The sequence below is a fragment of the Sphingomonas swuensis genome, assembly GCF_039538045.1.
Taxonomy (GTDB): Bacteria; Pseudomonadota; Alphaproteobacteria; order Sphingomonadales; family Sphingomonadaceae; genus Sphingomicrobium; species Sphingomicrobium swuense.
In genome coordinates this window covers 663726-689476 of record NZ_BAABBQ010000001.1, presented here as the reverse complement: position 1 = coordinate 689476, position 25751 = coordinate 663726, and the positions used below count along the sequence as shown (strand labels likewise).

The following is a 25751-nucleotide window of genomic DNA, read 5'->3' as shown; positions in this document are numbered from 1 at the left end:
GGTCGCGCAAAATAACGAGCCAGGCGCACATGGGTAGGACCCTTGTCGCGCTTCGTCGCTTTTCTTGGCATGAGCGGGCCGATGTGGACACAAGGGTATATCGCGGTCGACTGGGGCACGACCAACCGGCGCGCTTGGCGGGTCACTGGCGGCACGGTCGAGGATGAGTTCGCCGACGACCTCGGCTTCACCAGCGTTCCCGCCGGCGGCTTTCCAGCGGCGGTCGCCACGATCCGCGAACGGCTCGGCGACCTTCCCTTGCTGATGGCCGGCATGGTCGGGGCGCGCGGCGGCTGGGTTCCCGCCCCATATCTCCCCTGCCCGCTCGACCTCGACACGCTGGCAAGGTCGCTGGTCGAGGTGCCGGGAGAGCGCGCCTTCGTCGTTCCCGGCGCCTCCTTCGTCGACGGCCTGCGCGGCGACGTCATCCGCGGCGAAGAGACGCAATTCTTCGGCGCGGTCCACGCCGGCCTGTGCCCGCCCGACGCACTCGTCTGCCATCCCGGCACGCACAACAAGTGGGCGCTGATGGAAGGCGGCCGGCTGACCCGCTTCCGCACGGTGATGACCGGCGAGATGTTCTCGATTCTGAGGCAGCAGAGCCTGCTCAAGGCCTGGCTCGACCACGAGGCGAGCCCGGGCGAGGTCTTTGCCGAAGGGGTTGCGCGCGGCATGGAGGGTCGGGCGCTCACCGCCGATCTGTTCACCGTCCGCGCCCGGGTGCTGCTCGGCAGCCTTGCCGAGGAGGAAGTATCGAGTTTCGTCAGCGGACTGCTGATCGGTGCCGACATCCGCACCGGGCTCAAGGGCATGCCCGGTGAGGGCGAGGTGACGGTGATGGGTCGCGGGGCCCTCACCCGCCTGTTCTCCGCCGCGCTGACCCAGGTCGGGCGGCCCAATCACGAGGTGGACGGCGAAGCCGCCTTCCTCGCCGGCGCGCAAGCCATCGTGGAGCGACTGTCATGACCGCGGAACAGGAGTTCACCACCTACCTTGCCGAATGCCCGCTGGTCGCAATCATCCGCGGAGTGACCCCGGACGAGGTCGTCGCGGTCGGTCAGGCGATCCTCGCGGCGGGCATCCGGATCATCGAGGTGCCGCTCAACAGCCCCGATCCGTTCAACTCGATCCGGGCACTGGCCGATGCAATCGGCGATCGCGCGCTGGTTGGCGGAGGAACGGTGCTCGACCCGCTGAGCGTCGCGAGGGTGATGGATTCGGGCGGGCGGCTGATCGTCGCGCCCAACACCGACGCCAAGGTCATCGCCGCCGCGGTCGATGCCGGACTGGTCGCGGCACCCGGCTATTTCACCCCGTCCGAAGCCTTCGTCGCGCTCGAGGCGGGCGCGCAGGCGCTGAAGCTGTTCCCGGCAGAGGGGGCGTCGCCCGCGTTCCTCAAGGCGCAGCGGGCGGTCCTGCCCAAGGCAGTGCCGATCCTCGCTGTCGGCGGCATTCAGCCCGACAACATGCGTCCGTGGCTCGAAGCGGGAGCGAATGGCTTCGGGCTCGGCTCGGGTCTCTACGCGCCGGGACGAAGCGCCGACGAAGTGCATGCGCGGGCCCAGGCCTATGTCGCGGGCGTCGCCAAGTGAAGCCGATCCGCACCGCCATCATCGGCTTCGGAAAGATCGCCGAGGACCAGCATGTCCCGGCAATCGAGGGAAGCGGTCGGTTCGAGGTCGCCGCGAGCGTCAGCCGCCAGGGCAAGGGTCCGGCGCCGAACTTCACCGACACCGCCGAGCTGCTCGCCTCTAATATCGCGCTCGACGCGGCAGCGATCACCACCCCGCCCGGGCCGCGCTTCGAGATCGCTCGCGACTGCATCGCGCGCGGGCTTCACCTCCTGCTCGAGAAGCCACCCTGCGCGACGCTCGGCGAGGTCGAGGAACTGCGCCGCCTGGCCGACGCCAAGGGCACGACGCTATTCACCACCTGGCACGCGCAGCACAATGCGGGCGTCGCCTCCGCGAGAAAGCTGCTGGCGGGACAGCGAATTCGCTCCATGCGGATCACCTGGCACGAGGATGTGCACAAGTGGCACCCCGGCCAGCAGTGGGTCTTCGAACCGGGCGGCTTCGGCGTATTCGACCCGGGCATCAACGCCTTCTCGGTTGCCACTGCGATCCTGCCTGCACCCTTGTTCGTGCAGAGCGCGACGCTCTTCTTCCCCGCCAACGCGCACACGCCGATCGCCGCCGACCTCGCCTTCACCAGCCCGGCAGGCGATGGGCCGCTCACCGCCAGCCTCGACTGGCGCAAGACCGACGGGGAGGAGTGGACGGTCGAGATCGAGACCGGCGACGGCGCGACTTTGAAGCTCCTCGACGGCGGCGCGCGGCTCCTGCTCAATGGAGACGAGGTTCCCGGCACCAGTGTCGGAGAATATCCCGACCTCTATGCGACGTTCGCACGGCTGATCGACGAACGACAGAGCCTGGTCGATGTCGAGCCGCTCCGTCTCGTCGCCGACGCGATGCTGGTCGCCCGGCGCGAGACGGTGGAGGCGATTACCGTCTGATCGTGGGACCGGGCTGCGGACCGCTGCCCGGGCTCTTGCCGGCAATCTCCGGCCATCCGTCGCGCCAGACGATCCGGTCCATCAGCATGACGCGGCGCGTGTTGACGTCGTCTGTCGGCTTCGAACGCGGCCGGCGCGCGTCCACCCCATGATAGAGGATCCAGTCGGCGCCCGCGTCGTCGGTGACGATGCTGTTGTGCCCCGGCGCGATCCATTGCGCGTTGCCCTCGAGAACGAGGTAAAGCGGGCGCGGGCGCACCTCGAACGGCCCCGTCGCCGAGCGGCTGCGCGCGACCATCACCGCATAATGCGCCTTGGGGCCGCAGCAATTGTCGCCCGAGAAGAAGAGGTAGTAGGTGCCATTCCGCAGGATCACCCAGGCGCCCTCGACCAGCCGCCGGTACTCGGCCGTGTTCTCGGTCCTGACGACATCGACCAGATCGGTGGGCTTTGATCCAGGCGCGAAGGACAAGCGGTCCGAGGCCAGCTCCTGCACCTTGATCGGGCCGAATCCCGAACCCCAGTAAAGGTAGGTCTTGCCGGTCGCCGGATCGTCGAAGGCGTGCGGATCGATGTTGACGAAGCTCTCCCCGCACTGGAGTGGCGACCCCTTGTCGGTGAAGGGACCCTGCGGACTGCTGGCGGTCGCCACCGCAAGGCAGAGGCCGCGCTTGTCGTCGCTCAGCGCAGCATCGGGCTTGGCCGAATAATAGAGATAGTAGGTCTGCCCACGACGATAGATGTCGGGCGCCCAGAAGTCCTGCGTGCGGCTCGCCCAGGATGGCTTCACCGGAAGCGCGTCGCCGGTATCTTCCCAGGTCACCAGGTCGCGCGAGCGGGCAATCTGGATGTTGCGAATGGGATCGCCGCCCTGGGTGGCATAGACATAGAAGTGCCCATCCGCCGCGCGGATCGCCGCCGGGTCGGGGAAGTCGCGGTCGATGACCGGATTCTGGAAGCGAGCAGGTTGCGGCAGGGTCGCGCAGGCGGTGAGCGCCAAAGCGGCGGCGAGAGAAAAGAAGCGCATCATCAGCAGCCTAGGCGTCGCTTCCGGGCAAAGAAAGCTTGGCTCGACCGCTTGTTATGCCAGCACCCTGCCCTACCTTCCCTCGCCATGACCGATGCACCCCCAATGACGTTCGCCGTCGAGCCACGTGAGAAGGGCGAAGGCTTCGAACTCCTGGTCACGCCAAGCGACGGAAGCGGAGTGCGGTCCTACCGGATCGAGGGCCCCGAACCCGAGGCGTTCGCGGCATTCTATGACGCCCTCCACGCCGATTTCGGTACTCGCCGACCGCATCATGTCGAAGGCGCGATCGAGGATTATCCCGAACCGCCGTGGAAGCCGCTCATCACAGGCAACCTCAACGAGCGGATCCTGTCGGGCTATGGCGACCCGGCGGTATTGAAGGCCGACGACGGCTGGTGGCTCGTCGCCACCAGCAACGATGCGCCCGACGCCTTCCCCATCCTTCATTCGCGCGACCTCGAGACTTGGGATCCCAAGGGCTTCGTGTTCGAGGAAGGCGGGACCCCGGGCTGGACCGCCGCCGGCTTCAAGGTGGGCGACTTCTGGGCACCCGAGATCGCGCGCGTCGGCGAGGAATATTGGCTGAGCTACACCGCCCGCGCTGCCGACCGGACGCTCAGCATCGGCCTCGCCCGCGCACCGCACCCCGCCGGTCCATGGACCGACAATGGCGCGCCGCTGCTGACCGGCTCGGTGATCGACAGCCATGTCCATGTGGATGCGGAGGGCGAGCCGTGGCTGCTGTGGAAGAAGGACAGCAACAGCCTCTGGCCGCGGCCATTGGCGGGTCTCCTGCGCGAGCGGCCAGAACTCATCACACGCCTGTTCGACAGCGAGCAGGATCGCCGGACCGCCGCCTTCTGCGCCGCCGTCCAGCCCTTCGCCAATAGCCGCCGCCCGATGGAGCGCTTCTTCCTCATGCAGCCGTTGATCCGGGCGGCGCTCGACAGCTGGCGCAAGGTGAAGTCGGCGCTCGAGGCGAGCGGGGTCGCGGCCGAGATCGTCGAGAACATGTCGACGCCCATCTATGCCCAAAGGCTCGGAAGCGATGGCCGCAGCCTGGAGGGCGAGCGCCACCTGCTGCTTGCCAATGACCTCGATTGGGAAGGTCACTTGATTGAGGGCCCGTACCTGACCCGGCAGGATGGCCGCTACTTCATGTTCTACGCCGGCAATGACTTCACCAGTTCGAGCTACGGCATCGGCTATGCGGTCGCCGAGACTATTAGCGGCCCGTGGCGCAAGGCCGCCGAGCCACTGCTCAAGTCGCACCCCAACTGGTCGGCGCCGGGGCACGCCTCGGTTTCGGTCGGCACCAAGGGCGAGCCGCGGCTGTTCTTCCACGCCTATCATCCCGGCACCGGAGGCTATAACGTCTTCCGGGCGTTGCTGACCGTTGGACTGTCGTTCGACGGCGACGAGGCGAAGCTGGTGCCCTGACGGGCGAGACGAAGGAGCAAAAGCGTGCGGCGAGTGGCGTTGGTGGCTGTGCTCTTGGCGACGAGTGTCGCGCTTCCCTCCCTGGCTTTGGCCAAGGATCCCCTGTTCGAGCCGGTCCTGCGCGAGAATTTTCCCGACGCCTTCGTGATGCAGGAGGCACCCGGCCGCTACATCGCCTATGCGACCAACAGCGGCGAGAATCTGCCGATGGCGGTCAGCAGCGACCTCGTCTCCTGGCAGCCGGTCAAGGACGCCGCGGGCAAGCGCGTCGACGGCATGCCGACTCTGGCACCATGGGTGAAGCGCGGTTTTACCTGGGCGCCCGAAGTGATGAAGGTCGGCGCCAACTACCTTCTCTATTACACCGCCAACCACGCCAAGGAGGACAAGCAGTGCCTTGGCGTCGCGGTCAGCCAGAGCGCGCGTGGGCCATTCGTCGACCGTTCCGCCGCTCCCCTGGTCTGCCAGCTCGAGCTTGGCGGATCGATCGACGCGAACCCGTTCCGCGACAAGGACGGCAAGCTCTACCTTTACTGGAAGGCCGACGGAAACCGCATCGGCAAGCGCAGCCGGCTGTGGGGCGCGGCGCTGTCACCCGACGGCACGAAGCTTGCCGGCGAGCCTAGGGATCTCGGTATGACCGACGAGGACCCCTGGGAAGAAAAGGTGATCGAGGCGCCGACCATGATCCGCGTGCCCGAGGGTTATGCCATGCTCTACTCGGGCGGCTATTATGGCTGGAACGACAATCAGCGGCTGTCGCCCTATGCGATGAACTGGGCGCGCTGCAGCGGGCCGCTCGGCCCCTGCACCGACGCTGGCCCCAAGCCGATTCTTCAAAGCTACAGCGATGCCGGCGGGGTCGGATGCCTGTCCGGGCCCGGTCACCAGTCGATCTTCCGTGCCAATGGCGGGACCTTCATCAGCTTCCACGGCTGGGCGACCACCCGCGGCTGCCGCAAGTCGCAGGATAGCCGCTTCCTCTACATCGCCCCGTTCGGCTGGGAGAATGGCGCGCCGGCCATCGCCCCGGGGCTCAAGCCCGGCGGCGAGCGCGGCTGACACGAAGAGGCCGCCCCCACACTGGCGGGAGCGGCCGCTTCAGTGCCTGCTTCCTGATCAGTAGCGGAAGCGGATGCCGAGCGAGTAGACACGCTCCAGATACTTGGTCTGGAAGTCGAAGGTCTGCTGCGCGAACGGGCTGTAGCGCTCGGTCCGGATCGGCTGGCTTCCGGCAAGCAGGTTGAGCGCGTCGAACGCCACCGTCACGTTGCGGAACGGCGTGTAGCTGGCCGAGAAGTCGAGCTGGCCGAGGCTCTTCTGGATGACCGGCGCCTGGCCCTGGAAGTTGTCGGTATATTCGCGAACGAACTTCGAACGCCAGTTGTAGGCAAGCCGCGCCGAGAGCGGGCCCTGCTCGTAGAGACCGATCAGGTTGGCGGCATGCTTGGACACGCCCGGGAAGCGCTGCTGGCCCGGGAAGTTGTTCGAATACTGCGGCGCCAGTTCGGTCGAAGCGTCGATGTAGGTGTAGTTCGCCTGGACGCCGAAGCCGCGCGCGAAGCGAGGCAGGAAGTCGTAGTCGAAGAAGGTCGTCGCGGCGAGTTCGAGGCCGTTGATCTTGCCCTTCCCGCCGTTCACCGGGCTCGAGTAGCGGATGAAGTTGACCGTGGTCCCCTCGGGAATGTCGGTCACGCCGCCGAAGATGAAGTTGCGGATCTCGCGGCGGAAGATCGCCGCGCTCAGCTGACCCTGGCGGCCGAAATAATATTCGATCGTCGCGTCATAGTTGCGGCTGTTGATCGGCTGCAGGTCGGGGTTTCCGCCGCCGCCGGTGCGGAAGCACTGGCTGCTGGTCGGGCCGCTGATCGCACAGGCGCCGGTCGGCGCGTCGAGCGTCGAGCCAGGGTTGAGGTCGGCGAAATTCGCCCGGGTGCGGGTCTCGGTATAAGCCAGACGCGCCTGCAGGTTGCGCCGGAATTGCAGACGCATGCTCGCGTTGGGCAGGAAGTCGGTATATTTGTTCGAGACCGAGATGGGGGTGCGCGTGTCGCCCGGGAAAGTCCGGCGGACGCCGTTCACCGTCGAGTCCGTGTGCACCGCGCGAAGGCCGATCAGGCCGTCGATCGGGAAGCCCGCGTCGAACTCGTAGCGGACCTGGCCGTAGACCGCCGCGCTCTTCTCCTTGGCGTCGTAGGCGCGCAGCGGATCATAGGCGATGTCGTCGGTCGCGAAGCCGGCGAAGCGGGCAAGCGCAAGGCTGTTGCCGAAGACGTTGCCATATTTGGGCCCGAGGAAGCAGGTCTCGGCCTGGTAATTCTCATAGTCGAAGCCGCACGGCCGCTCGGCGAGCTCCACCGGGACGTCGTCGAACGAGCGGAAGGGCGAGCCGCGATAATCGCTGCCGCCCTGGAAGTCGGCCTTACGGTTGGAGAAGCGGACTCCGAACTGCGCCTTGGGAAGGTTGGCGAAGCCGGTATCCCATTCGAGGTCGGAGCGGACCTGCAGGTCCTTGCCGCTACGCTCCTCATTGTTGAGGAAGAGGCCGCGATAGCGATAGTTGTTGGGATCGAGCGTGTCGAAGTTGAGGAAGTCGAACGCCGGTCCGCCCGGCCCGCCGACCTGGAAGTCGACGTTGCGCGTCGGGCTGCTCGCGAGCGCATAGTCGACGTTGATCTGGCGCCGCTTCACCTTGCTGTCGGTGGTTGCGATGTCGGTCGTCCACAGCACCGCGCCGAGGTCGGCGCTGAAGCCGCCGCCGAACTGGTAGGTGTTGGTGTTGAGCTTGACGAACTCGTAATAGCCGTCGGGATTGTTGCCGCCGGTGCCGGTCACGGAATCCACCCGGCCGTCAGAGCCGACGACGACGTTGCTGATCGCGGTGTCGCCGAACAGCGGAACGAGCAGCCACTGGTTGCTGTCACGCCCGCGATAGCCCTGCCACAGGCCGTCGACATACATGCGGAAGTCGGGGTTGAGGCGGAACTCGGCCGCGAAGTTGGCCGAGGGGCGATATCGGTTGCCGCTTCCGTAGAAGAGACCGTTGATGTCCGGGATGAAGCGGCCGCCGCCGAGATCGCGGAAGATCTGGGTCGATTCTCGCGTGCTGTCGAGGAAGTCGATGTTGGTCATGGCCGCGTTGACCAGCAGCCCGAATTCGCTTCCGTCGCCCATCTTCCAGCGGTTGCTGACGAGGATGTTGCCGTTCCAGTCCTTGTCGTCCTTCTGGGTGAAGTCGACGACATTGAACGAGCCGGACAGTTCGAAACCCTGGAAGTCGAACGGCTTGCGCGAGCGGACGTTGACCTGCCCGCCGAGACCGCCCTCGACGAGGTTGGCGGTCGACGACTTGAACACCTCGAGTGCGCCGACGCTGCCGGCCGGGAAGTCCTGGATCGCGACAAAACGGTCGTTGGCGGTGAAGATTTCGCGGCCGTTGTAGGTGGTGCTGATGTCGGGCAGGCCGCGCACCTGCACGTCGGACGCTTCGGCGGCGGCGCGGTTGACCTGCACGCCGGTGATCCGCGCCAGCGCCGCGGAAGCGGTCACGTCGGGCAGCTTGCCGATATCCTCGGCGACGATGGCGTCGACGATCTGGTCGCTGTTGCGCTTGATGTTCTGCGCCGACTGGAGCGAGCGGCGAAGGCCGGTGACGACGATCGCCTCGCCTTCCTCCTGGTTGGCGACCGCATCGTCGGTCTGGGGTGCGCCGTCGTTCGGATCTGCCGGATTGGTCTGCGCCTCGACGGTCGGGTCGACCGGCTGCTGGGCCTGCGCGAAGGCGGGCGTGGCGATCGCCAGCGCCGCCAGTCCGACGGTGCCGAGCGCAATGGTCTTGATGTTCATGGTCTCTCCCCAGGCCTCTCCGGCGCCAGGAAGTCCCGCACGCCCCTGTTAAACAAGAGGCTACTCGCTAGTGACTTAGGGGAGCAAGACGCCGTGTCGGCTAGGCGCCAGAATGAAGGGCCCATGTTGCAGCGGGGTGACTACTGGACCTCGGCGAGGAACTCGTTGACCCGGCGATCGGCGTCGCTGAGTGCGCGCTCGACCGGCTTCTGCCCGGTAATCGCCGCCGCCATTTCCTCGCCGACCAGCCCCTCGACCGCATTCTGGCGCATGACCCCGTCGGGCAGGGCCCGACCGATCCGCGCGACGGGAGCGATGTCGCGGCGGTGCGGCATCGACAGGAAGGCCGGGCTGTCCACTGCCGACTGCAGCGCCGGCAGATGCCCGGTGCGCGCCCAGTTGGACCCTTGCGCGGTCATGAAGCGGAAGAAGTCGACGATCGCCTGCTTCTCGGCCGGGGTGCGCTCGCGCTTCGGCACCACCCAGGCATGGCCGGACACGAACATCACCGGGGCCCCGTAGAGCGCGGGATAAGGGAAGACGCCGTAGCTCTTGTAGAGCGGCCGGCCGACAGTCTTCTCCTCGGTTTCGAACTGGCCGATCATCCATGTCCCGGTCGGATAGACCCCACCCTCGCCGTTCATGAAGGCGGCAATGGCGGCAGGCGTGTCCATGTTGCTGGTGCCGATCCCTTCGGCGGTGACCTGGCGGAACAGTTCGGCGACGCGGCGGCCTTCGGGCGTGTCGAGCTGGATCCGTCGCGGGCTCGGAAAGATCGGCGCTCCCTGCGCCATCATGTAGGTGTAGAGGGTCCGTGCCGCGCCCGCCGGATCGCCGACCAAGCTCTGGATGAGGTAGGGCTTGCCGGTCCGCTCTCGAAACTGGCGGCCTTGGCTGAGCAATTCCTCGGGGCTGGTTGGAAGGATCGGCTTGCCGTCCTTCATCAGCCCGGCCTTGGCGAACAGCCTGGTGTTGACGTGCCACAGCCCGCCGTGAGTGTCCCACGGAAGCCCGTACATCCGGCCCTTCCACGTCACCCCCTGGCGGGAGGCCGGGGTGAAGGCGGCTGGAGCGATCCCGGCCGCCGCAAGATAGGGCTCGACCGACTCGAGCAGGCCCTTGCCGGCATAGTCGGGAATGACCCCGCTGTGCATGGTGACGAGGTCGGGCGGCTGGCGCGCCGCGAGCTGCGCGGTGAGCTGGCTGTAGCCTGGCCAGGCGACCACATTCTGGCTGACCCGAGCCTCGGGGTGGGCGGCGCGGAAAGCGTTGATCATCGTCGTGATGATCCCGCACTCGCCTTCGGCCTTGGCGATGTCGGTCGCGGTCCCGTAATCGCTGGTGCACTCACCGAAGAAGCGCTGGATGTAGAGCCCCTGCCCGCGCTCCGTGCCCGAGCAGCTGCCGAGCGCGACCAGCAGGAAGAGCGCGAGCAAGCGCCTCACTTGATCGCCGTTCCCGCCATCGCCTGGATGATCTGCTTCTGGAAGATGAGGTAGACGACGAAGATCGGCAGCGAGGCGAAGATCGCCTGCGCCATCAGGTAGCCGAGCCCCGACGTCTGCGCATAGTTCATCTGTGCCGCGGCGAGGCCGACCGTCAGCGTGTACATGTCGGCCCGGGTCACCGAGATCAGCGGCCACCAATAGTCGTTCCACGAGCCGAGGAAGGTGAAGACCGCCAGCGTCGACTGCGCGGGTACCGTCAGTGGGAGGATGATGCGGGTGAAGATGCGCCAATGGCTTGCGCCGTCGAGCAGCGCCGCCTCGTCCAGCTCGCGCGGGATCGCGCGCATATATTGGGTCATGAAGAAGACCCCGAAGCTGGTCGTCAGGCCGGGCAGGATCAGCCCGGGATAGCTGTTGTGGAGGTTGGTCCACGCGAACAATTGGTGCTGCGACAGGATCACCGCCTGTCCGGGAATGGCGAGGCCGACGAGCACGAAGAGAAACAGCCAGCGTCGTCCGGGAAAGTCGAGCCGGGCGAAACCGTAGCCGGCGAGGCTGCACAGGATCAGCACGCCGATCGTCGTCCCGATGGAGACGATCGTGCTGTTGATCAGCCAGCGGAGCGTCTGCCCGTTGCCGAAGATCGCCGCATAGTTGGCGAGCGTCCACGGCGGAGTCAGCGCCGCGCCGCTGTTGCCGACCAGCGCCGAATTGGCCTTGAAGCTCAACGCCAGCGTCCACAGCAGGGGCGTCAGCATCACCGCGGCGCCAAGCAGCACGCCGATCCAGGCGGCGAGCGGAAGCCGGGTTCGGGCGGAGACGGCGTCAGCGGCCATGATCGCCCTCCCCGGCCCGGCCGGTCAGCCAATATTGGGTCAGCGTCACGCCAAGGATGATCAGGAACAGCATCTCGGCCGCGGCCTGCGCATAGCCCAGTTCCCAGCGGCCGAAGGCGACCTCGTTCATGAACAGGACCACCGTCCGCGACGCGCCGCTCGGGCCGCCCGCGGTTAGAAGCTGCGATTGGCCGAACAACTGAAGCTGCGCTGCGGTCTGGAGCATGACGACGAGGATCGTCGTGCGCCTCAGCGCAGGCAGCGTAATCTGGGTAAAGGTCCGCCAGCGGCTCGCCTTGTCGAGCGCGGCGGCTTCGTAGAGGTCAGCGGGGACCTGCTGAAGCCCGGCGAGGAACAGCAGCATCGGAAGGCCGATCGACCACCAGATGGTGGTGATCGCAAGTGCCCACAGCGCGAGGCCGGGCGACGAGAGGAAGGGCAGTGGCTCCCACCCGGCAGACTGCCAGACCTCGCCGAGGAGCCCGGCGTCGGGAGCCAGGATGAAGCGCCAGATGAGGGTGACGATCGTCACCGACAGGACGGCGGACGAGAAGAAGATGCCACGCAGGATCGCTGCGCCCCGTGTCGCCCGGTTGAGCGCGAGCGCAAGGCCGAGCGCGATCACCGTAAGCAGCGGCACGATCATCAGCGTGACGATGAATGTGTTGACGAGGCTCTGCCCGAACACCGGGTCGGCGAACAGCCGTGAATAGTTGGCAAGCCCGGCGAAGCGCCCGTCGCCCCAGATGTCGATCACGTGCAGCGACAGCCAGATGCCGTGCAGCATCGGCAGGATCAGCACCAGGCAGTAGACGAGAAGGAAGGGCCCGACGAAGGCGAGCCCGGGATCGCGGCGGCGCGCCGCCTGGCTCATGCGCCGGCCCGGTGGAAGCCGGTGCCGTCGGGACCGAAGAGGTGCGCCGAAGCGCCGTCGATGGCGAGGCCGACGCGCTCGCCCGCCTTGAGCACGCTGGTGCCCTTGTCCTCGGCGGTGACCTCGCCCCCGTCGGCGAGGCGCGCGTAGACGAGGCTGCGATCGCCGAGGCGTTCGACTAGCACCACCTCCGCCTCCAGTGCTGCGGTGCCGTCGGAAGCAACCCGGACATGTTCGGAGCGCAGCCCGATCTCGAGCGGACCGCCGGCCGGAAGGCTTGCCCGGGGGACCATTGTTTCGATGCGTGCGCCGTTGCCGAGCGCCACCGCGGCATGCTCTCCGCCATCGACGAGCTTGACGGGCAGGATGGTCATGGCCGGCGATCCGACGAACTGCGCGACGAACTTGTTGGCGGGGCGAAGATATATCTCCATCGGCGCCGCGACCTGCTGGATCTGGCGGTCATGGAAGACGACGATGCGGTCGGCCAGCGTCATCGCCTCGGCCTGATCGTGGGTGACCATAATCACCCCCGCCTCGACCCGCTGGCGAAGCTGGGCAAGCTCGACCCGGGTCCGCAGGCGAAGCGCCGCGTCGAGGTTGGAGAGCGGCTCGTCGAGCAGGAACAGGCGCGGCTTCTTGACGATCGCGCGACCGATCGCGACCCGTTGCCGCTGCCCGCCCGAAAGCTGCGCCGGCTTGCGCTCGAGCAAGGGCTCGATCTCGAGCACCCGGGCGGCATCGGCGATCAGGCGCTCGATCTCGTTGGGTGCGACCTTCGCGTTGCGGAGGCCGAACGCCATGTTCTCGCGCACCGACATGTGCGGGTAGAGCGCGTAGGACTGGAACACCATGGCGACGTCGCGCTCGCCCGGACCGAGGACGTCGATCCGCCGGTCGTCAAGGACCACTTCGCCGCTGTCCGCCGTTTCCAGCCCGGCGATGATCCGCAGCAGCGTCGTCTTGCCGCTTCCCGACGGGCCGAGAAATGCGATGAACTCGCGGCTGCCGACGTCGAGATCCACCGCGTCTAGCACCGCGGTACCCTTGAACGCTTTGGACACGCCACGAAGCTGAAGACCCGGCACGGGCGGCAGCTTAGCGGCAAAGGCGACCGCGGCAACTAGCCGTTCAACAAAGATACCGCCTCGTCGAACAAAGCCTGCGTCGACGCGGCGACGATCGCGCCGCCGGCGAAGTCCGTTCCCCCGCGCCAGTCGCCGACCACTCCGCCCGCGCCACGCACCACCGGCACCAGCGCGGCCCAGTCGTGCGGCTTGAGGCCGCTTTCGACGACGAGATCGAGGTGACCGGCGGCAAGCCGCGCATAGGCGAGCGCGTCGAGGCCGTAGCGGGCGAGGCGTACGCCGCTCCGCACCCGCTCGAACGCTTCGGATTCGCGCCCGGCGAAAAGATAGGGATCGGTGGTCGACAGCCGCGCCTCGGCGAGGCTGGTGCACGAAGAGACGCGCACTGGACGACCGTTCAGCAGCGCCCCCTCGGGAGTTCCGGTCATCAGTTCGTCGAGCGCCGGGCTGTCGATGAAGCCGTGGGTCGGCTCGCCATCCTCGACCAGCGCGACAAGCGTGGTCCAGCTTGGCAGTCCGCAGATGAGCGCGCGGGTGCCGTCGACGGGGTCAAGCAGCCAGCGGCGCCGGGCCTCGCCGCGGATGAGTCCATATTCCTCGCCCTCGATCCCGTCCTCGGGAAAGGCCGCTTCGATCTCGCCGCGCAGGACGCGCTCGGCCACGCGGTCGATCTCGGTGACGGGGTCGAAGGCGCCCTCACCAGCCTTGTTGTCTGCGCTCGGAACGGGTGCGCCGAGGGTCACGCCGCGGGCGGTGGTGGAAAGCCGGTGAAGGAAGGGAAGGATCATGGCGAGGGCCATAACCCAGTCCATCATCGCGGCGAAGACCGGGATCTCGGACAGGATGCCGACCTCGCCGGGACGACATCAAGGATCGTCGCTCTCTTCCTCGAGCCGTTCGAGCACCGCCTCGGGCGCGACGTTGCGCTTGAGCTCCTCGAGTTCGGGACTGCGTGCCTCCTCGACCCCAAGCTTCTCGGCGATGGCCGTGAGCAGACGGATGAGGTGGGTCACCTCGTGCTCGGACAGGAGGCTGATCTGGAGATCGAGGTCGGCACGCCGATCGGCCGCCTCCGCGGCGCGGTTCTGCGCGATGAGGATGAAGGTGGAGATGAAAATGGCCTCGACCGACGCGACCGTGGCGAGGATCACGAACGTCTCGTCGAACGGCGCAAATCCGGTCCAGCCAAGATTGATCGCGACCCACGCCAGCACCACTGCGGCATGCAGGTAGACGAACCACATCGACCCGGCAAAGCGGGTGATGGTTCGCGCAATCCGCTGGTCGGCGGTCGCCCGCTCGTCCTCGAGCCTGCGCCGCTCGGCCAGCGCCGCGATGTTGCGGGTCAGCGCCGAGGCCAGCCCGTCAGCGAGCTGGACCGTCGGAGTGTTGCTAGTGGACTCGTGACTTGGGAGCTGGCTCACCGAGAATGAACGCTTCGGTGGCGATGTGAGCCTCGTCGTCGGTCATCTGCTGCGGCGGATGCTTGCAGAAGAAAGCCGCCGGCGCCTCCACCGGCCCGCCCTCGCCGCGATCGAGCGCGAGCTTGGCGCAGCGGATCATGTCGATCGCCACCCCGGCGCTGTTGGGCGAATCCTCGACCGAGAGTCGAAGCTCGAGGTTCAAGGGCACGTCGCCGAACATCCGCCCTTCCATCCGAAGGAAGCAGACCTTGTTGTCCTTCTGCCAGGCGACATAATCTGAAGGGCCGACATGGATGTTCTCGTCCTCGAGCCGGCGCTCGGCGACCGCCTGGACGGCCTCGGTCTTCGACTCCTTCTTCTGCTTGAGGCGCGAGCGCTCGAGCATGTTGAGGAAGTCGGTGTTGCCACCGGTGTTGAGCTGGTAGGTCCGGTCGAGCCGGACGCCGCGCTTGGCGAAGAGGTCCGTCAGCACGCGGTGGACGATGGTCGCCCCGAGCTGCGCCTTGATGTCGTCTCCGATGATCGGGACGCCCTTGTCGCGGAAGCGCTTCGCCCAAGTCTCGTCGGACGCGATAAACACCGGGATGCAGTTGACGAAGGCAACCCCCGCCTCGAGCGCGCATTCGGCATAGAATTCGGTGGCTTGCTGGCTGCCCACGGGAAGATAGTTCATCAGCACGTGCGCGTTGGTCTCGCGCAGCACCCGGACGACCTCCTCCTGGCTCGGCTCCCGCTGTCCGTCTGCGAGCATGAAGCTGCGCTCGGCGGGATAGTCGGCCATGTGCGGCGCAACCCCGTCGAGGCGCTTGCCCATCCGGACGACCGCGCCGGTCGGCGGGACATGGTCGCAGAACACCTGGGTGTTGTTCGGTTGCGCGAAGATCGCCTCGTTGACGTCGCGCCCGACCTTGCGCGCATCGACGTCCCATGCCGCGACCACCTGCAGGTGCCGCGGACGGTAGCCGCCGAGATCCCAGTGCATGAGGCCGATCTGCTCGTTCGAACCGCCATTCTGATAGTAAGCGATGCCCTGCACCAAGCTGCTGGCGCAGTTGCCGATCCCGGCAATGGCGATGTTGATCTGCGGCTCCATCATCTCTGTTCCTGTTATTCTGCGGCGGCCAGCGCGGGCCTGGCGTCGTTGGTGGCCACCGGCGCGTAACGTTCGATCATCTGCGCGCAGAAGTCGGCGAACTGCTGCGGATCGCGAGGCGGACTGGTGTGGTGCGGCTCGATCCCTAGATGCTCGGGGGTGAAGCAGAAGGTGACGGTGACGTCGAAGTCCTCGAGCGCTTCCATCTGCCGGTCGAACCAGCCGAGCGCGTCCGGGCGGAAGCTGTCCGCCCAGCTGAGGCCGGTGCGGAGATGCTTCACTCCGAGGCGCTTGAGCCAGGCCACGGCATCGTCGAGGCGCGGGTCCTGATAGTGGAACCACTGCATCAGCCCGAGGTCGCCAGCATAGGGCTCGAACGCCTTGAGGCCGAGCTTGGGCGTACCGTCTTCCTTGATCAGGCCCATGTAGAAATGACGGTAGTAAGAAGAGCCCTCGGCCTCCTTGTGCCGGGTGGTCGCGCCCCACGCCTGCGGGAGGTCGTAGAGCGAATACCAGAAGACCCTCGGCACCTTGCCGATCAGCAGCTCGGCCGTCCGCTTGACCCCGAACTCCTGCACTTCCTCGGCGCCGAAACTCCCGACGCCCACCTCGGTCACCCACAGCTCATGATCGGGCACCACCGCGCGGATCTCGTCAAGCCGCTGGGGCCATTCGTTGATGTTCCACAGGTTCCAGTCGAGCGGGAAGCCGTGGACCGCGATCACGTCGAGTTCCTCGATCAGGCCGTGCCCCGCGAGCCGCTGGATATATTGCGGATCGATCGGCGAGATCCCGCCGAGCACCCGTTTGACCTGCGGGTTGACGTCGTGGATCGCGCGCGCCGCAAGCTTGCCCATCTCGGCGAACTTCGACCAGTCAGGGTCGATCTGCGGATCCCAATGCGACTTGTTGTTGGGCTCGTTCCAGATCATCGCGGCTTCGATCAAGCGAGGCTTCCTTTCGCGGGATAGACCGCGGCACCGGCCGGAGCGGCGGCGGCACGGCAGAGAAAGACGTCGGTGTCGGGATGCTCGACGATGTCGAAGCCGGCGGCGCGCAGCATGCCCGCGCTTGCGGCCTCGTTCGGCACCCACCAGTTGGTCGGGTCGCCGGCATAGCGCTGCTCGATGAAATGCATCCGCGGCCACTCGGGTCGGTCGAATTCGCCGAGGCCATCGAAGAAATCATAGTCGGGGTCGGGGCGGTACATGCCCTTGCTCCCCGCCTGCAGCGACTGGAACAGCAGCAGGTCGTCGGCGACATGCTCTCGGATGAGGTCGAGCGCGAGCAGCGGATGGCGCAGGTGGTAGAGCACGCCCATGAACACCACGACATCAAATCGTTCGCCGAGCGCGCCGACGTCCCAGACTTCGCCACGGCGAAACTCGATGTCGGTCAGCCCGAACACGCCGGCGGCGAAGCGAGCCTGCTCGAGATAGCGCTCGTCATGGTCGATCCCGAGCACCCGCGCGGCGCCGCGCCGCTTCATCTCGAAGCTGTAGAAGCCGGCGTTGCAGCCGATGTCGAGCACGCTCTTGCCGGAGAGGTCCTCGGGAATGACGTGGCGGAAGCGCTTGTACTTGTTCTCGGGATAGCCCCACAGGAAGTGGTCGGGAGCGGTCCGCACGCCATCGAGGTCGAGATCGTGGAACCACGGCCCGAGCTCCGCAACCCTTCGCTCGATCTGTGCCTTGTCGAGGACAGGCTCGCCCGTCTTGAGCATCAGGCGGCCACCCTCGCCGTTGCGGCGAGATCGAGTGTGACGAGGGCACCGGGATCGCAGCGAACGGCGTGGATGTCGCCGAGCGACCGGCGCTCGGACCAGCAGACCAGCGAACGGACGATGTCGCAATGGGTGACCAGCAGCGGCGTCGAGCCATGGCGCGCAGAGGCCTCGAAGGTGAAGGCGAGCGCACGCGCCTGCGCCTCGCGCTGAGTTTCGCCACCGGGGCAGCGGGCCGTGTCGCGCTCGGCATTCCAAGCGAACCAGCGCGGGTCTCGATCGAGCTCGGCGAAGTCGCGGCCAGCCCATTCACCGAAGTCGATTTCGTCGAGCGCAGGGGCTTCCATGACGGCAAGGCCGAAGCGTTCGGCGACGATCGCGGCGGTTTCGCGCGTGCGGCGGCGCGGGCTGGCGTAGATGGCGGACGGCGGCGAGCGGTCGAGCCGGGCGGCGGCGTCAAGTGCCTGCCCCCGTCCCGCCTCGGTCAGGCCGCGATCAGGCAAACGGCCCGTCAGCCGCTTCCCGACATCGTCATGCGCCCCATGGCGTAGCAGGTGGACCGAAGGCACGCCGTCTCCCCGTGTTTCGCCTGCCCAACAGCAAGGGAAAAGCTTTGTTCCTCCGGCAACAAAGAATCGTTGCAGGTACCGGAACGACTAGTTGAAGATGGCGCAAGTCAGCGATCGATGAGGTCTAAATCGTTGCACCACCGCGACAAAGAAGCCGCCATGACGGGGAACAAACAAGAAGAAGCTTCATTCAGAAGCCGGGACTTCGGCTAAACCGGCATAAGGCCTTGCGGGGAGAATGGAAGCGTGGGCGAGACAGTCTTGGTCACCGGCGGTGCCGGCTTCATCGGTCGCTCCGTCTGCCGCGAACTCCTCGAGCGCGGCCACCGCGTTCGTGTCCTCGACGCCCTGATCGAGCAGGTTCACGGCGAGGTGGACGGCTCCAAGATGCTTCCCTCGGACGTCGAACTGATCGTTGGTGACGTCCGCAACGGCGACGTCGTGACCAAGGCGCTCCAGGGCACCGACAGCGTCATCAACCTCGCCGCCGAGGTCGGTGTCGGCCAGTCGATGTATGCGGTCGAGCGCTACACCAGCGTCAACGACGTCGGCACCGCGGTACTTATGGAGAAATTGATCGATCGTCCGGTCCGCCGTGTGGTCACCGCCTCGTCGATGAGCATCTACGGCGAGGGCCTCTACCGCGATGCCGACGGCACCCTCGTGCAGGACGCGGTTCGTAGCGCCGGTGCCGGCGACGGCCAGAGCTGGGAACCGGTCGATGCCGAGGGGCGGCCGCTCCAGCCCGTTCCCACTCCCGAATGGAAGCGGCCCGACCTCGCCTCCATCTACGCGCTCGGCAAATATGTGCAGGAGCGCACCACGCTCATCATGACCGGCGCCTACGGCATGGAGGGCGTGTGCCTCCGCCTGTTCAACGTCTACGGCCCCGGCCAGGCGCTCTCCAATCCCTACACCGGCGTCCTCGCCATCTTCTCCTCGCGCCTGCTCAACGACCAGAAGCCGGTAATCTTCGAGGACGGCGAGCAGCGCCGCGACTTCGTCCATGTCGGGGACGTCGCCCGGGCCTTCGCCGACGCGCTCGAACTGCCGCAGGCCGCGGGCGGGGTCTTCAACATCGGATCGGGCCAGGATCGCTCGGTGCGCGAGGTCGCCCAGAGCCTTGCCCGCGCGATGGGCAAGAAGGGTCTCGACCCAGAGATTGCCGGCAAGGGCCGGATCGGCGACATCCGCCACTGCTTCTGCGACACCTCGCTCGCCGCCGACCAGCTTGGCTTCGAGGCGACCAAGGACTTCGAGGAGGGTCTTGCGGAACTCGCCCAGTGGGTCGCCAGCCAGACCGCGGTCGACCGGGTCGACGCCGCCCGGGCGGAACTCGAGGCGCGGGGGCTGGTCGCGTGAGCGGCCCTGCGCTGCTTCGATCGAAGCCGGTCCTCGTCACCGGCGGCGCGGGCTTCATCGGCAGCAATATCGCCGACCGCCTCGCCTCCAAGGGCCATGAGGTCCACCTGTTCGACGCCCTGTCGCGTCCGGGGGTCGAGCGCAATCTCGCCTGGCTCCAGCAGCGCCACGGTGACAGGATCAGCTTCACCCGCGGCGATATCCGCGACGAGGACAGCCTCGCCGCCGCCGCGCGCGAGGCCGAAGCCGTCTTCCACATGGCGGCGCAGGTCGCGGTCACGACCAGCCTCGTCGATCCTCGCGAGGATTTCGACATCAACGTCCGCGGGACGCTGCATCTGCTCGATGCGCTGCGCACCGCCGGTCGCCGAACGCCGCTGATCTTCGCCTCGACCAATAAGGTCTACGGCGATCTCGCCGACCTCGAGTTCCGGCTCGAGGGCGAGCGCTACGAGCCGGTCGATCCCGACGTTCGCTGCCACGGCATCGGCGAAGCGCGTCCGCTCGACTTCCACACGCCCTACGGCTGCTCGAAGGGCGCCGCCGACCAATATGTGCTCGACTATGCGCGCAGCTTCGACCTGCCCGCCGCGGTCATCCGGATGAGCTGCATCTATGGCCAGCGGCAGATGGGGACCGAGGACCAGGGCTGGGTCGCCCACTTCCTGATCCGCGCGCTCGAGGGCGAGACCATCACCCTTTATGGCGACGGCGCGCAGGTCCGCGACATCCTCGACGTCGGCGACGCGGTCGACGCCTACATGGCCGCGTGGAAGCAGATCGACCGGATTGCCGGGCGCGCCTTCAACCTTGGTGGTGGCCCCGCCAATGCGGTCAGCCTCCGCCAGCTGATGCGCCATATCGAGGCGCTCACCGGCCGCACGCCCGACGTCCGCTATTCCGACTGGCGCGCGGGCGACCAGCGCTACTTCGTTGCCGATACCCGCCGGATTGCGAGCGAGCTCGGGCTCGCGCCCGCCCGCGGGTGGAAGGATGGAGTCGCCACCCTTGCCCACTGGCTTGCCGCCGAGCGCGGGCTCCCGCTCGAGGGCGAGACGGTCCGCCTCAGGGTTCCGGCATGAGGCAGCGACTGCTGCTGACCACCGACGCGGTCGGCGGCGTCTGGACCTATTCGCTCGACCTTGCCCGGGCACTCGCCGGGGCCGAGGACATGGTGGTCCTGCTCGCGGTGCTCGGTCCTCCGCCTTCGAACGAGCAGATGTCGGACGCCGCCGCGGTGCCGGGCTTGCAGCTTGTCGGGACAAGCCTCCCGCTGGACTGGACCGCGGGCAGCGACGAGGAGGTGCTCGCCGCGGCCACCGCGCTCGCCGCCCTGGCCCGCGAGGCCGGAGCGGACCTCGTCCAGCTCCACAGTCCGGCGCTCGCGCTCGCCGATTACCCTGCCCCGGTCGTCAGCGTCGTCCACAGTTGCGTCGGCACCTGGTGGGACGCGGTCAAGAGTGGCCCCCTGCCCGACGATCTCGCCTGGCGCTCGGCGATGGTCGCGCGCGGCCTTGCTGCGAGCGCGCTGGTGGTCGCACCTACCCGCGCCTTCGCCGCGGCGGTGCAGGAGACTTACGCGTTGCCGTCGCTGCCGCAGGCCGTGCACAACGGCCGCCACCAACTCGCCGGTCCAGCGGCGATCCCCGTCGACTATGCGCTGACCGCCGGTCGGCTATGGGATTCGGGCAAGAATGTCGCCGCCTTCGACCGGGCCGCGGCGCTGAGCAGGATCCCCTTCCGCGCCGCCGGACCGCTCCACGGTCCTACCGACAGCGCGGTTCGCCTCTCTTATGCCGAGGCGCTTGGCCCGCTGTCGTCGGAGCAGCTTGCCAGCCTCCTCGCCGAGCGGCCGGTGTTCGTCTCGGCCGCGCTCTATGAGCCGTTCGGCCTTGCCGTCCTCGAAGCCGCGCAATGTGGCTGCGCGCTGGTGCTCGCCGACCGACCGGGTTTCCGCGAGCTGTGGGACGGTGCGGCGCTGTTCGTCGACCCTCTCGACGAACATGCCATCGCCGCCGCGGTCGAGCGGCTGGTCGCCCGGCCCGAGCTTCGCGGCGAATTGGGCGACGCGGCGCGGGCGCGCGCCGCGCATTTCTCCCCGCATGCCATGGGAAGCGCGATGCTCGATCTCTACGACGGGCTCGTCGAGCGGCAGAAGGTCGCCGCGTGAGGATCGCCTATTTCACGCATTCGCTCCGCAGCTGCTGGAATCACGGCAACGCGCACTTCCTGCGCGGCATCCTGCGCGAGCTGAAGGCCCGCGGCCACCATGTCCGCGCGCTCGAGCCGGGGCGCAATTGGAGCCTCGACAACCTCCGCCAGGACGGCGGCGAGCAGGGTCTCGACGCCTGGCGCGCCGCCTACCCCGACCTTCAGGACGTGATCGAGACCTTCGCTCCGGATGCCGCCCCCGACGCGCTCGTCGGCGATTCCGACCTAGTCATCGTCCATGAGTGGAACGAGCCCGCGCTGGTCGCCGCGATCGGAGCGCTGCGCAAGGCTGGCGCCCGCTTCACCCTCCTCTTCCACGACACGCACCACCGCGCGGTCAGCGATCCGCAGGCGATCCGCGCCTTCGACCTGTCGGGCTATGACGGGGTGCTGGCGTTCGGCGAGACGCTGAGCGAGGTCTACCGTCGCTGGGGCTGGGAAGGCCGGGTCTGGACCTGGCACGAGGCCGCCGACACGCGCCTGTTCCATCCGCCGGTTCGCGAACAGCAGCGCGAGGGACTGGTCTGGATCGGCAACTGGGGCGACGGCGAGCGCTCGGCCGAGCTCGAGGAATATCTCTTCCGCGCCGCCGCGCAGGCCGGTCTTCCGCTCACCATCCATGGCGTCCGCTACCCACCCGAGGCGCTCGCGACGCTGGCCCGCTACGGCATCAGATTCGCTGGATGGCTCCCCAACGCCGCCGCGCCGGAGGTGTTCGCGAGGGCGCTCACCACGGTCCACGTCCCCCGCCGCTTCTATCGCGAGGTGCTCCCCGGCATCCCGACCATCCGCGTGTTCGAGGCGCTCGCCTGCGGGATCCCCTTGGTCAGCGCGCCTTGGGACGACAGCGAGGGCCTGTTCACTCCCGGCGAGGACTATCTTGTCGCGCGCGACGGTGCCGAGATGACCCGCCACCTCACCGCCCTGCGCGACGATCCCGCCCTTCGCGAGCGCCTCGCCGCCAAGGGTCTCGCCACCATCCGCGCCCGCCACAGCTGCGCCCACCGGGTCGACGAGCTGCTCGGCATCGTCGCCACCCTCACCGACAAGGTCGACGCATGAACATCGCCTTCTACGGCTCCTCCCTTCTCAGCGCCTACTGGAACGGCGCGGCGACCTACTATCGCGGCATTCTCAAGGAGCTTGCGGGTCACGGCCACGCCATCACCTTCTACGAGCCAGACGCCTTCGAGCGGCAGCAGCACAGGGACATCGACCCGCCCGCCTATGCCCGCTCGGTGGTCTATGACGCGACTCCCGATGCCTGCCGGCGAGTGCTCGACGAGGCCGCCGCCGCCGACATCGCGGTCAAGGCGAGTGGCGTCGGAGTGTTCGACGACGAGCTGACCGAAGGCGTGCTCGACCGGGCAGCCCCGAACGCGCTCAAGGTCTATTGGGACGTCGATGCCGCGGCGACGCTCGAGGAATTGGCCGGGGCGCCCGACCATCCGCTGCGCCGCCGCCTGCCGGAGTTCGACCTCGTGCTGACCTATGGCGGCGGTCCGCCGGTCATCTCCGCTTACGAGGGCTTCGGCGCGAGGAAGTGCGTGCCCATCTACAATGCCCTCGATCCCGCCACCCACCATCCGGTGCCGCGCGAGGATCGCTTCGCCGCCGATCTCGGATTTCTCGCCAACCGTCTTCCCGATCGTGAGGCCCGGGTCGAGGAGTTCTTCCTCCGCGCAGCAGAAGTCAGCCCGGACAAGAGGTTCCTGCTCGGCGGCAACGGCTGGGCGGGCAAGGGCATGCCGGCCAATGTCCACGCCGTCGGTCATGTCGGGACCGCCGACCACAACGCCTTCAACTGCTCGCCCGCAGCGGTCCTCAACGTCGCTCGCGACAGCATGGCCAACGTCGGCTTCTCGCCCGCCACCCGCGTCTTCGAGGCCGCCGGCGCCGCCGCCTGCCTGATCACCGACGCGTGGGAAGGCATCGAGCAGTTCCTCGAGCCCGAGAAGGAAGTGCTGGTCGCGCGCGACGGACAGGATGTCGCCGATCACCTTGCCCGCCTCACGCCCGAGCGCGCCCGAGCGATCGGCGACGCCGCGCTCGCCCGGGTGCTGGCCGAGCACACCTATGCGCATCGCGGGGTCGAGGCCGACCGGGTGCTCCGCGCCGAGCTTGCCGCCAAGCGCGAGCTGGTGGCGGCATGAAGCTCGTCGTCCTCGGCCTGTCGCTGAGCTCCTCCTGGGGCAACGGCCACGCGACCACCTTCCGCGGTCTGCTCGGCGAGTTCGCCACGCGCGGGCACGACATCCTGTTCCTCGAGCGCGACGTGCCCTGGTACGCCAGCCAGCGCGACCTTGCCGATCCCGACTATTGCCGGCTCTCATTCTATTCGGATCTCAAGGACCTCGAACGCTGGCAAGGCGAGATCGCGCGCGCCGACGCGGTCATGGTCGGCTCCTACGTGCCGCAAGGGGTGGACGTCGGTCGTTTCGTGCAGCAGACCGCGCGCGGAGTGACGGCCTTCTACGACATCGACACGCCGGTGACGCTGGCCAAGTTCGCTCGCGGCGACTTCGAATATCTCAGCCCCGAACTGATCCCCGGCTTCGACGTCTATCTGAGCTTCACCGGAGGCCCCACGCTGCGCTTCATCGAGCGCGAGCTGGGTTCGCCCGGCGCCCGCGCGCTCTACTGCCAGGCCGATCCCGCCATCTACCGGCCGCTCGACGTGCCGAGCCGCTGGGATTTGTCCTATCTCGGCACCTGGTCGGAGGATCGCCAGCCGACGGTCGAGAAGCTTCTTTGCGCCGCCGCGCGCGCGCTTCCCGAACGGCGCTTCTGCGTCGCCGGCCCGCTCTACCCCGGCGACATCGAATGGCCCGCCAACGTCGAGCGGATCGAGCATGTCCCGCCGGCCGAGCACCCCGACTTCTATGCCGCCAGCCGCTTCACGCTCAACGTCACCCGTGCCGACATGATCGCGGCCGGATGGAGCCCGAGCGTCCGACTGTTCGAAGCGGCGATGTGCGGCTGCCCGGTCATTTCCGATGTCTGGGACGGGCTCGACCAGCTGTTCGAGCCGGGCCGCGAGATATTGCTTGCACGCACGACCGAGGACGTGGTTGCCGCGCTCGAAGGCATCGCTCCCGCCCAGGCACGCGCGATCGGCGAGGCGGCACGCGTTAGGGCGCTGGCGGAGCACACGTCGGCGGTCCGGGCCGGCGAACTCGAACGCCATCTTGAGGAAGCCATGGTTGGCAAACATACGGCGGCCCTTGCCGGAGAAGGATGGACGGAAGCGTGACGGTGCCTAAGGGAATGACGGAGCGGGTACTGCTCGCCGGAGGCGCGGGCTTCATTGGCTCCAACATGGCCGACCGCCTGCTCGAGCGCGGCGCCGAAGTGGTCGTGCTCGACAATCTCCAGACAGGGCGCGAGGAAAACATCGATCATCTGCGGTCGCACGGCAACTTCGACTTCGTCGCCCACGACGTGATCGAGCCGCTACCCGCGGCGGTGCTGAAGGGCCGCTTCACCCACGTCTACAACCTCGCCTGCGCTGCCTCGCCGCCCGCCTACCAGGCCGATCCCGAGCACACGATGCTCACCAACGTGCTCGGCACCCGCAACCTCCTCCGACTGGCCGAGGCGCAGGGCGCGCGCTTCCTGCTGACGTCGACCAGCGAGGTCTATGGCGATCCCGAGGCGCATCCACAGCGCGAGGAGTATCGCGGCAACGTCAGCTGCACCGGTCCGCGCGCCTGCTACGACGAGGGCAAGCGCGCGGCGGAGACGCTGGCATTCGATTTCGACCGTCTTGGCCGGGCGGAGGTGCGCGTGGTTCGGATCTTCAATACCTACGGCCCGCGGATGGACCCCGACGACGGGCGCGTCGTCAGCAACGTCATCTGCCAGGCGCTGTCGGGCGCACCGATCACGGTCTACGGCGACGGCAGCCAGACCCGCAGCTTCTGCTACGTCGACGATCTGGTCGAAGGCATCCTGCGGCTGATGGCGCACGACGGGCCGCAGCCGGGGCCCGTCAACATCGGCAACCCGCACGAACTGACCGTGTCCGACCTCGTCGAGCGCGTGCTGCGCCTGACCGACTCCGACAGCCGGATCGTCGAGCAGCCGTTGCCCGAGGACGATCCGCGCCGGCGCAAGCCCGACATCGGCCACGCCAAGGCGCTGCTCGGCTGGTCCCCCAAGGTCAGCCTCGAAGACGGATTGAAGGCGACCATCCCCTATTTCGCGGCGCAGTTGCGTCGCGACGAGCCCGTCATGCGGTTCGCCGCGGCGGGCGGCGAAAGGACCTCTCTCGCCGCCGCCGAATAGGC

General features: G+C 67.6%; 24 protein-coding genes. 12 read left to right on the top strand and 12 right to left on the bottom strand.

From position 1 onward, the window contains the following. Positions 1-81: 81 nt before the first annotated feature. From ABD727_RS03385 to ABD727_RS03375, 3 genes are read left to right on the top strand one after another with little or no spacing between them, the layout of a single operon-like run. Positions 82-966, top strand: coding sequence for a 2-dehydro-3-deoxygalactonokinase (locus ABD727_RS03385; RefSeq protein ID WP_344705979.1), 885 nt, complete (start codon positions 82-84; stop codon positions 964-966). Next, positions 963-1592: a 2-dehydro-3-deoxy-6-phosphogalactonate aldolase gene (locus tag ABD727_RS03380; RefSeq protein WP_344705978.1), complete on the top strand. Its 630-nt coding sequence runs from the start codon at positions 963-965 to the stop codon at positions 1590-1592. The genes ABD727_RS03385 and ABD727_RS03380 overlap by 4 nt, the downstream gene beginning before the upstream one ends. Further along, positions 1589-2518 carry a Gfo/Idh/MocA family protein gene (locus tag ABD727_RS03375; RefSeq protein WP_344705977.1) on the top strand — a complete coding sequence of 310 codons (930 nt, stop codon included), beginning with the start codon at positions 1589-1591 and terminating at the stop codon, positions 2516-2518. The genes ABD727_RS03380 and ABD727_RS03375 overlap by 4 nt, the downstream gene beginning before the upstream one ends. Here ABD727_RS03375 and ABD727_RS03370 read toward each other — a convergent pair. Next, positions 2508-3545, bottom strand: coding sequence for a glycoside hydrolase family 43 protein (locus tag ABD727_RS03370; RefSeq protein WP_344705976.1), 1038 nt, complete (start codon positions 3543-3545; stop codon positions 2508-2510). The genes ABD727_RS03375 and ABD727_RS03370 overlap by 11 nt on opposite strands. Before the next feature lie 87 nt (positions 3546-3632). On the opposite strand from ABD727_RS03370, the gene ABD727_RS03365 reads away from it, so the two are divergent. Further along, positions 3633-4988, top strand: a complete 1356-nt coding sequence (locus tag ABD727_RS03365; protein ID WP_344705975.1) for a glycoside hydrolase family 43 protein — start codon at positions 3633-3635, stop codon at positions 4986-4988. Between the two features lie 87 nt (positions 4989-5075). Then, positions 5076-6050, top strand: a complete 975-nt coding sequence (locus ABD727_RS03360; RefSeq protein WP_344705974.1) for a glycoside hydrolase family 43 protein — start codon at positions 5076-5078, stop codon at positions 6048-6050. A gap of 57 nt (positions 6051-6107) precedes the next feature. Here ABD727_RS03360 and ABD727_RS03355 read toward each other — a convergent pair whose 3' ends face one another. The 11 genes from ABD727_RS03355 to ABD727_RS03305 form a co-directional block, all read right to left on the bottom strand. Then, positions 6108-8834: a TonB-dependent receptor gene (locus ABD727_RS03355; protein WP_344705973.1), complete on the bottom strand. Its 2727-nt coding sequence runs from the start codon at positions 8832-8834 to the stop codon at positions 6108-6110. A 140-nt stretch (positions 8835-8974) separates the two neighbouring features. Continuing rightward, the gene (locus tag ABD727_RS03350) at positions 8975-10279 is read right to left on the bottom strand and encodes an extracellular solute-binding protein (RefSeq protein WP_344705972.1); all 1305 of its coding nucleotides are present in this window, start codon (positions 10277-10279) and stop codon (positions 8975-8977) included. Then, the gene (locus ABD727_RS03345) at positions 10276-11118 is read right to left on the bottom strand and encodes a carbohydrate ABC transporter permease (RefSeq protein ID WP_344705971.1); all 843 of its coding nucleotides are present in this window, start codon (positions 11116-11118) and stop codon (positions 10276-10278) included. The genes ABD727_RS03350 and ABD727_RS03345 overlap by 4 nt, the downstream gene beginning before the upstream one ends. Next, a complete protein-coding gene (locus tag ABD727_RS03340) occupies positions 11108-11992 on the bottom strand; it encodes a carbohydrate ABC transporter permease (protein WP_344705970.1) in 885 nt (294 codons plus the stop codon). Before ABD727_RS03340 ends, ABD727_RS03345 begins: the two co-directional genes overlap by 11 nt. Then, positions 11989-13080, bottom strand: a complete 1092-nt coding sequence (locus tag ABD727_RS03335) for an ABC transporter ATP-binding protein (RefSeq protein ID WP_344705969.1) — start codon at positions 13078-13080, stop codon at positions 11989-11991. Before ABD727_RS03335 ends, ABD727_RS03340 begins: the two co-directional genes overlap by 4 nt. A 35-nt stretch (positions 13081-13115) precedes the next feature. Beyond that, positions 13116-13868 (bottom strand): inositol monophosphatase family protein, encoded by a 753-nt coding sequence (locus tag ABD727_RS03330; RefSeq protein WP_344705968.1) that lies wholly within the window; start codon positions 13866-13868, stop codon positions 13116-13118. Between the two features lie 78 nt (positions 13869-13946). Next, positions 13947-14504 carry a DUF1003 domain-containing protein gene (locus tag ABD727_RS03325; RefSeq protein WP_344705967.1) on the bottom strand — a complete coding sequence of 186 codons (558 nt, stop codon included), beginning with the start codon at positions 14502-14504 and terminating at the stop codon, positions 13947-13949. Continuing rightward, positions 14473-15597, bottom strand: a complete 1125-nt coding sequence (locus ABD727_RS03320; RefSeq protein ID WP_425566798.1) for an inositol-3-phosphate synthase — start codon at positions 15595-15597, stop codon at positions 14473-14475. The genes ABD727_RS03325 and ABD727_RS03320 overlap by 32 nt, the downstream gene beginning before the upstream one ends. Positions 15598-15611: 14 nt before the next feature. Further along, positions 15612-16544 carry a beta-xylosidase gene (locus ABD727_RS03315; protein ID WP_344705965.1) on the bottom strand — a complete coding sequence of 311 codons (933 nt, stop codon included), beginning with the start codon at positions 16542-16544 and terminating at the stop codon, positions 15612-15614. Continuing rightward, positions 16541-17320 carry a TIGR04290 family methyltransferase gene (locus ABD727_RS03310; RefSeq protein ID WP_344705964.1) on the bottom strand — a complete coding sequence of 260 codons (780 nt, stop codon included), beginning with the start codon at positions 17318-17320 and terminating at the stop codon, positions 16541-16543. Before ABD727_RS03310 ends, ABD727_RS03315 begins: the two co-directional genes overlap by 4 nt. Continuing rightward, positions 17320-17889, bottom strand: a complete 570-nt coding sequence (locus tag ABD727_RS03305; protein WP_344705963.1) for a histidine phosphatase family protein — start codon at positions 17887-17889, stop codon at positions 17320-17322. Before ABD727_RS03305 ends, ABD727_RS03310 begins: the two co-directional genes overlap by 1 nt. A gap of 246 nt (positions 17890-18135) precedes the next feature. Between ABD727_RS03305 and ABD727_RS03300 the strand changes: the two genes are divergently transcribed. The 7 genes from ABD727_RS03300 to ABD727_RS03270 are packed head-to-tail and all read left to right on the top strand — an operon-like array spanning position 18136 to position 25749. Beyond that, on the top strand, positions 18136-19251 hold the full coding sequence (locus ABD727_RS03300) for an NAD-dependent epimerase/dehydratase family protein (protein WP_344705962.1): 1116 nt from the start codon (positions 18136-18138) through the stop codon (positions 19249-19251). Further along, on the top strand, positions 19248-20333 hold the full coding sequence (locus ABD727_RS03295) for an SDR family NAD(P)-dependent oxidoreductase (RefSeq protein WP_344705961.1): 1086 nt from the start codon (positions 19248-19250) through the stop codon (positions 20331-20333). Before ABD727_RS03300 ends, ABD727_RS03295 begins: the two co-directional genes overlap by 4 nt. Next, positions 20330-21421, top strand: coding sequence for a glycosyltransferase (locus ABD727_RS03290; protein ID WP_344705960.1), 1092 nt, complete (start codon positions 20330-20332; stop codon positions 21419-21421). Before ABD727_RS03295 ends, ABD727_RS03290 begins: the two co-directional genes overlap by 4 nt. After that, on the top strand, positions 21418-22524 hold the full coding sequence (locus ABD727_RS03285) for a CgeB family protein (protein WP_344705959.1): 1107 nt from the start codon (positions 21418-21420) through the stop codon (positions 22522-22524). Before ABD727_RS03290 ends, ABD727_RS03285 begins: the two co-directional genes overlap by 4 nt. Continuing rightward, entirely contained in the window at positions 22521-23615 is a 1095-nt protein-coding gene (locus tag ABD727_RS03280) for a CgeB family protein (RefSeq protein ID WP_344705958.1), read from the top strand. Before ABD727_RS03285 ends, ABD727_RS03280 begins: the two co-directional genes overlap by 4 nt. After that, positions 23612-24715: a CgeB family protein gene (locus ABD727_RS03275; protein WP_344705957.1), complete on the top strand. Its 1104-nt coding sequence runs from the start codon at positions 23612-23614 to the stop codon at positions 24713-24715. The genes ABD727_RS03280 and ABD727_RS03275 overlap by 4 nt, the downstream gene beginning before the upstream one ends. After that, positions 24712-25749, top strand: a complete 1038-nt coding sequence (locus tag ABD727_RS03270; RefSeq protein WP_425566751.1) for a UDP-glucuronic acid decarboxylase family protein — start codon at positions 24712-24714, stop codon at positions 25747-25749. The genes ABD727_RS03275 and ABD727_RS03270 overlap by 4 nt, the downstream gene beginning before the upstream one ends. The last annotated feature ends 2 nt before the right edge of the window (positions 25750-25751 follow it).

Coding starts and splice junctions, on each gene's coding strand:
- ABD727_RS03275 (WP_344705957.1), top strand. CDS start 23,612: ATGAAGCTCGTCGTCCTCGGCCTGTCGCTGAGCTCCTCCTGGGGCAAC.
- ABD727_RS03330 (WP_344705968.1), bottom strand. CDS start 13,868: ATGATCCTTCCCTTCCTTCACCGGCTTTCCACCACCGCCCGCGGCGTG.
- ABD727_RS03280 (WP_344705958.1), top strand. CDS start 22,521: ATGAACATCGCCTTCTACGGCTCCTCCCTTCTCAGCGCCTACTGGAAC.
- ABD727_RS03385 (WP_344705979.1), top strand. CDS start 82: ATGTGGACACAAGGGTATATCGCGGTCGACTGGGGCACGACCAACCGG.
- ABD727_RS03310 (WP_344705964.1), bottom strand. CDS start 17,320: ATGCTCAAGACGGGCGAGCCTGTCCTCGACAAGGCACAGATCGAGCGA.
- ABD727_RS03355 (WP_344705973.1), bottom strand. CDS start 8,834: ATGAACATCAAGACCATTGCGCTCGGCACCGTCGGACTGGCGGCGCTG.
- ABD727_RS03345 (WP_344705971.1), bottom strand. CDS start 11,118: ATGGCCGCTGACGCCGTCTCCGCCCGAACCCGGCTTCCGCTCGCCGCC.
- ABD727_RS03370 (WP_344705976.1), bottom strand. CDS start 3,545: ATGCGCTTCTTTTCTCTCGCCGCCGCTTTGGCGCTCACCGCCTGCGCG.
- ABD727_RS03340 (WP_344705970.1), bottom strand. CDS start 11,992: ATGAGCCAGGCGGCGCGCCGCCGCGATCCCGGGCTCGCCTTCGTCGGG.
- ABD727_RS03320 (WP_425566798.1), bottom strand. CDS start 15,597: ATGGAGCCGCAGATCAACATCGCCATTGCCGGGATCGGCAACTGCGCC.
- ABD727_RS03365 (WP_344705975.1), top strand. CDS start 3,633: ATGACCGATGCACCCCCAATGACGTTCGCCGTCGAGCCACGTGAGAAG.
- ABD727_RS03290 (WP_344705960.1), top strand. CDS start 20,330: ATGAGGCAGCGACTGCTGCTGACCACCGACGCGGTCGGCGGCGTCTGG.
- ABD727_RS03380 (WP_344705978.1), top strand. CDS start 963: ATGACCGCGGAACAGGAGTTCACCACCTACCTTGCCGAATGCCCGCTG.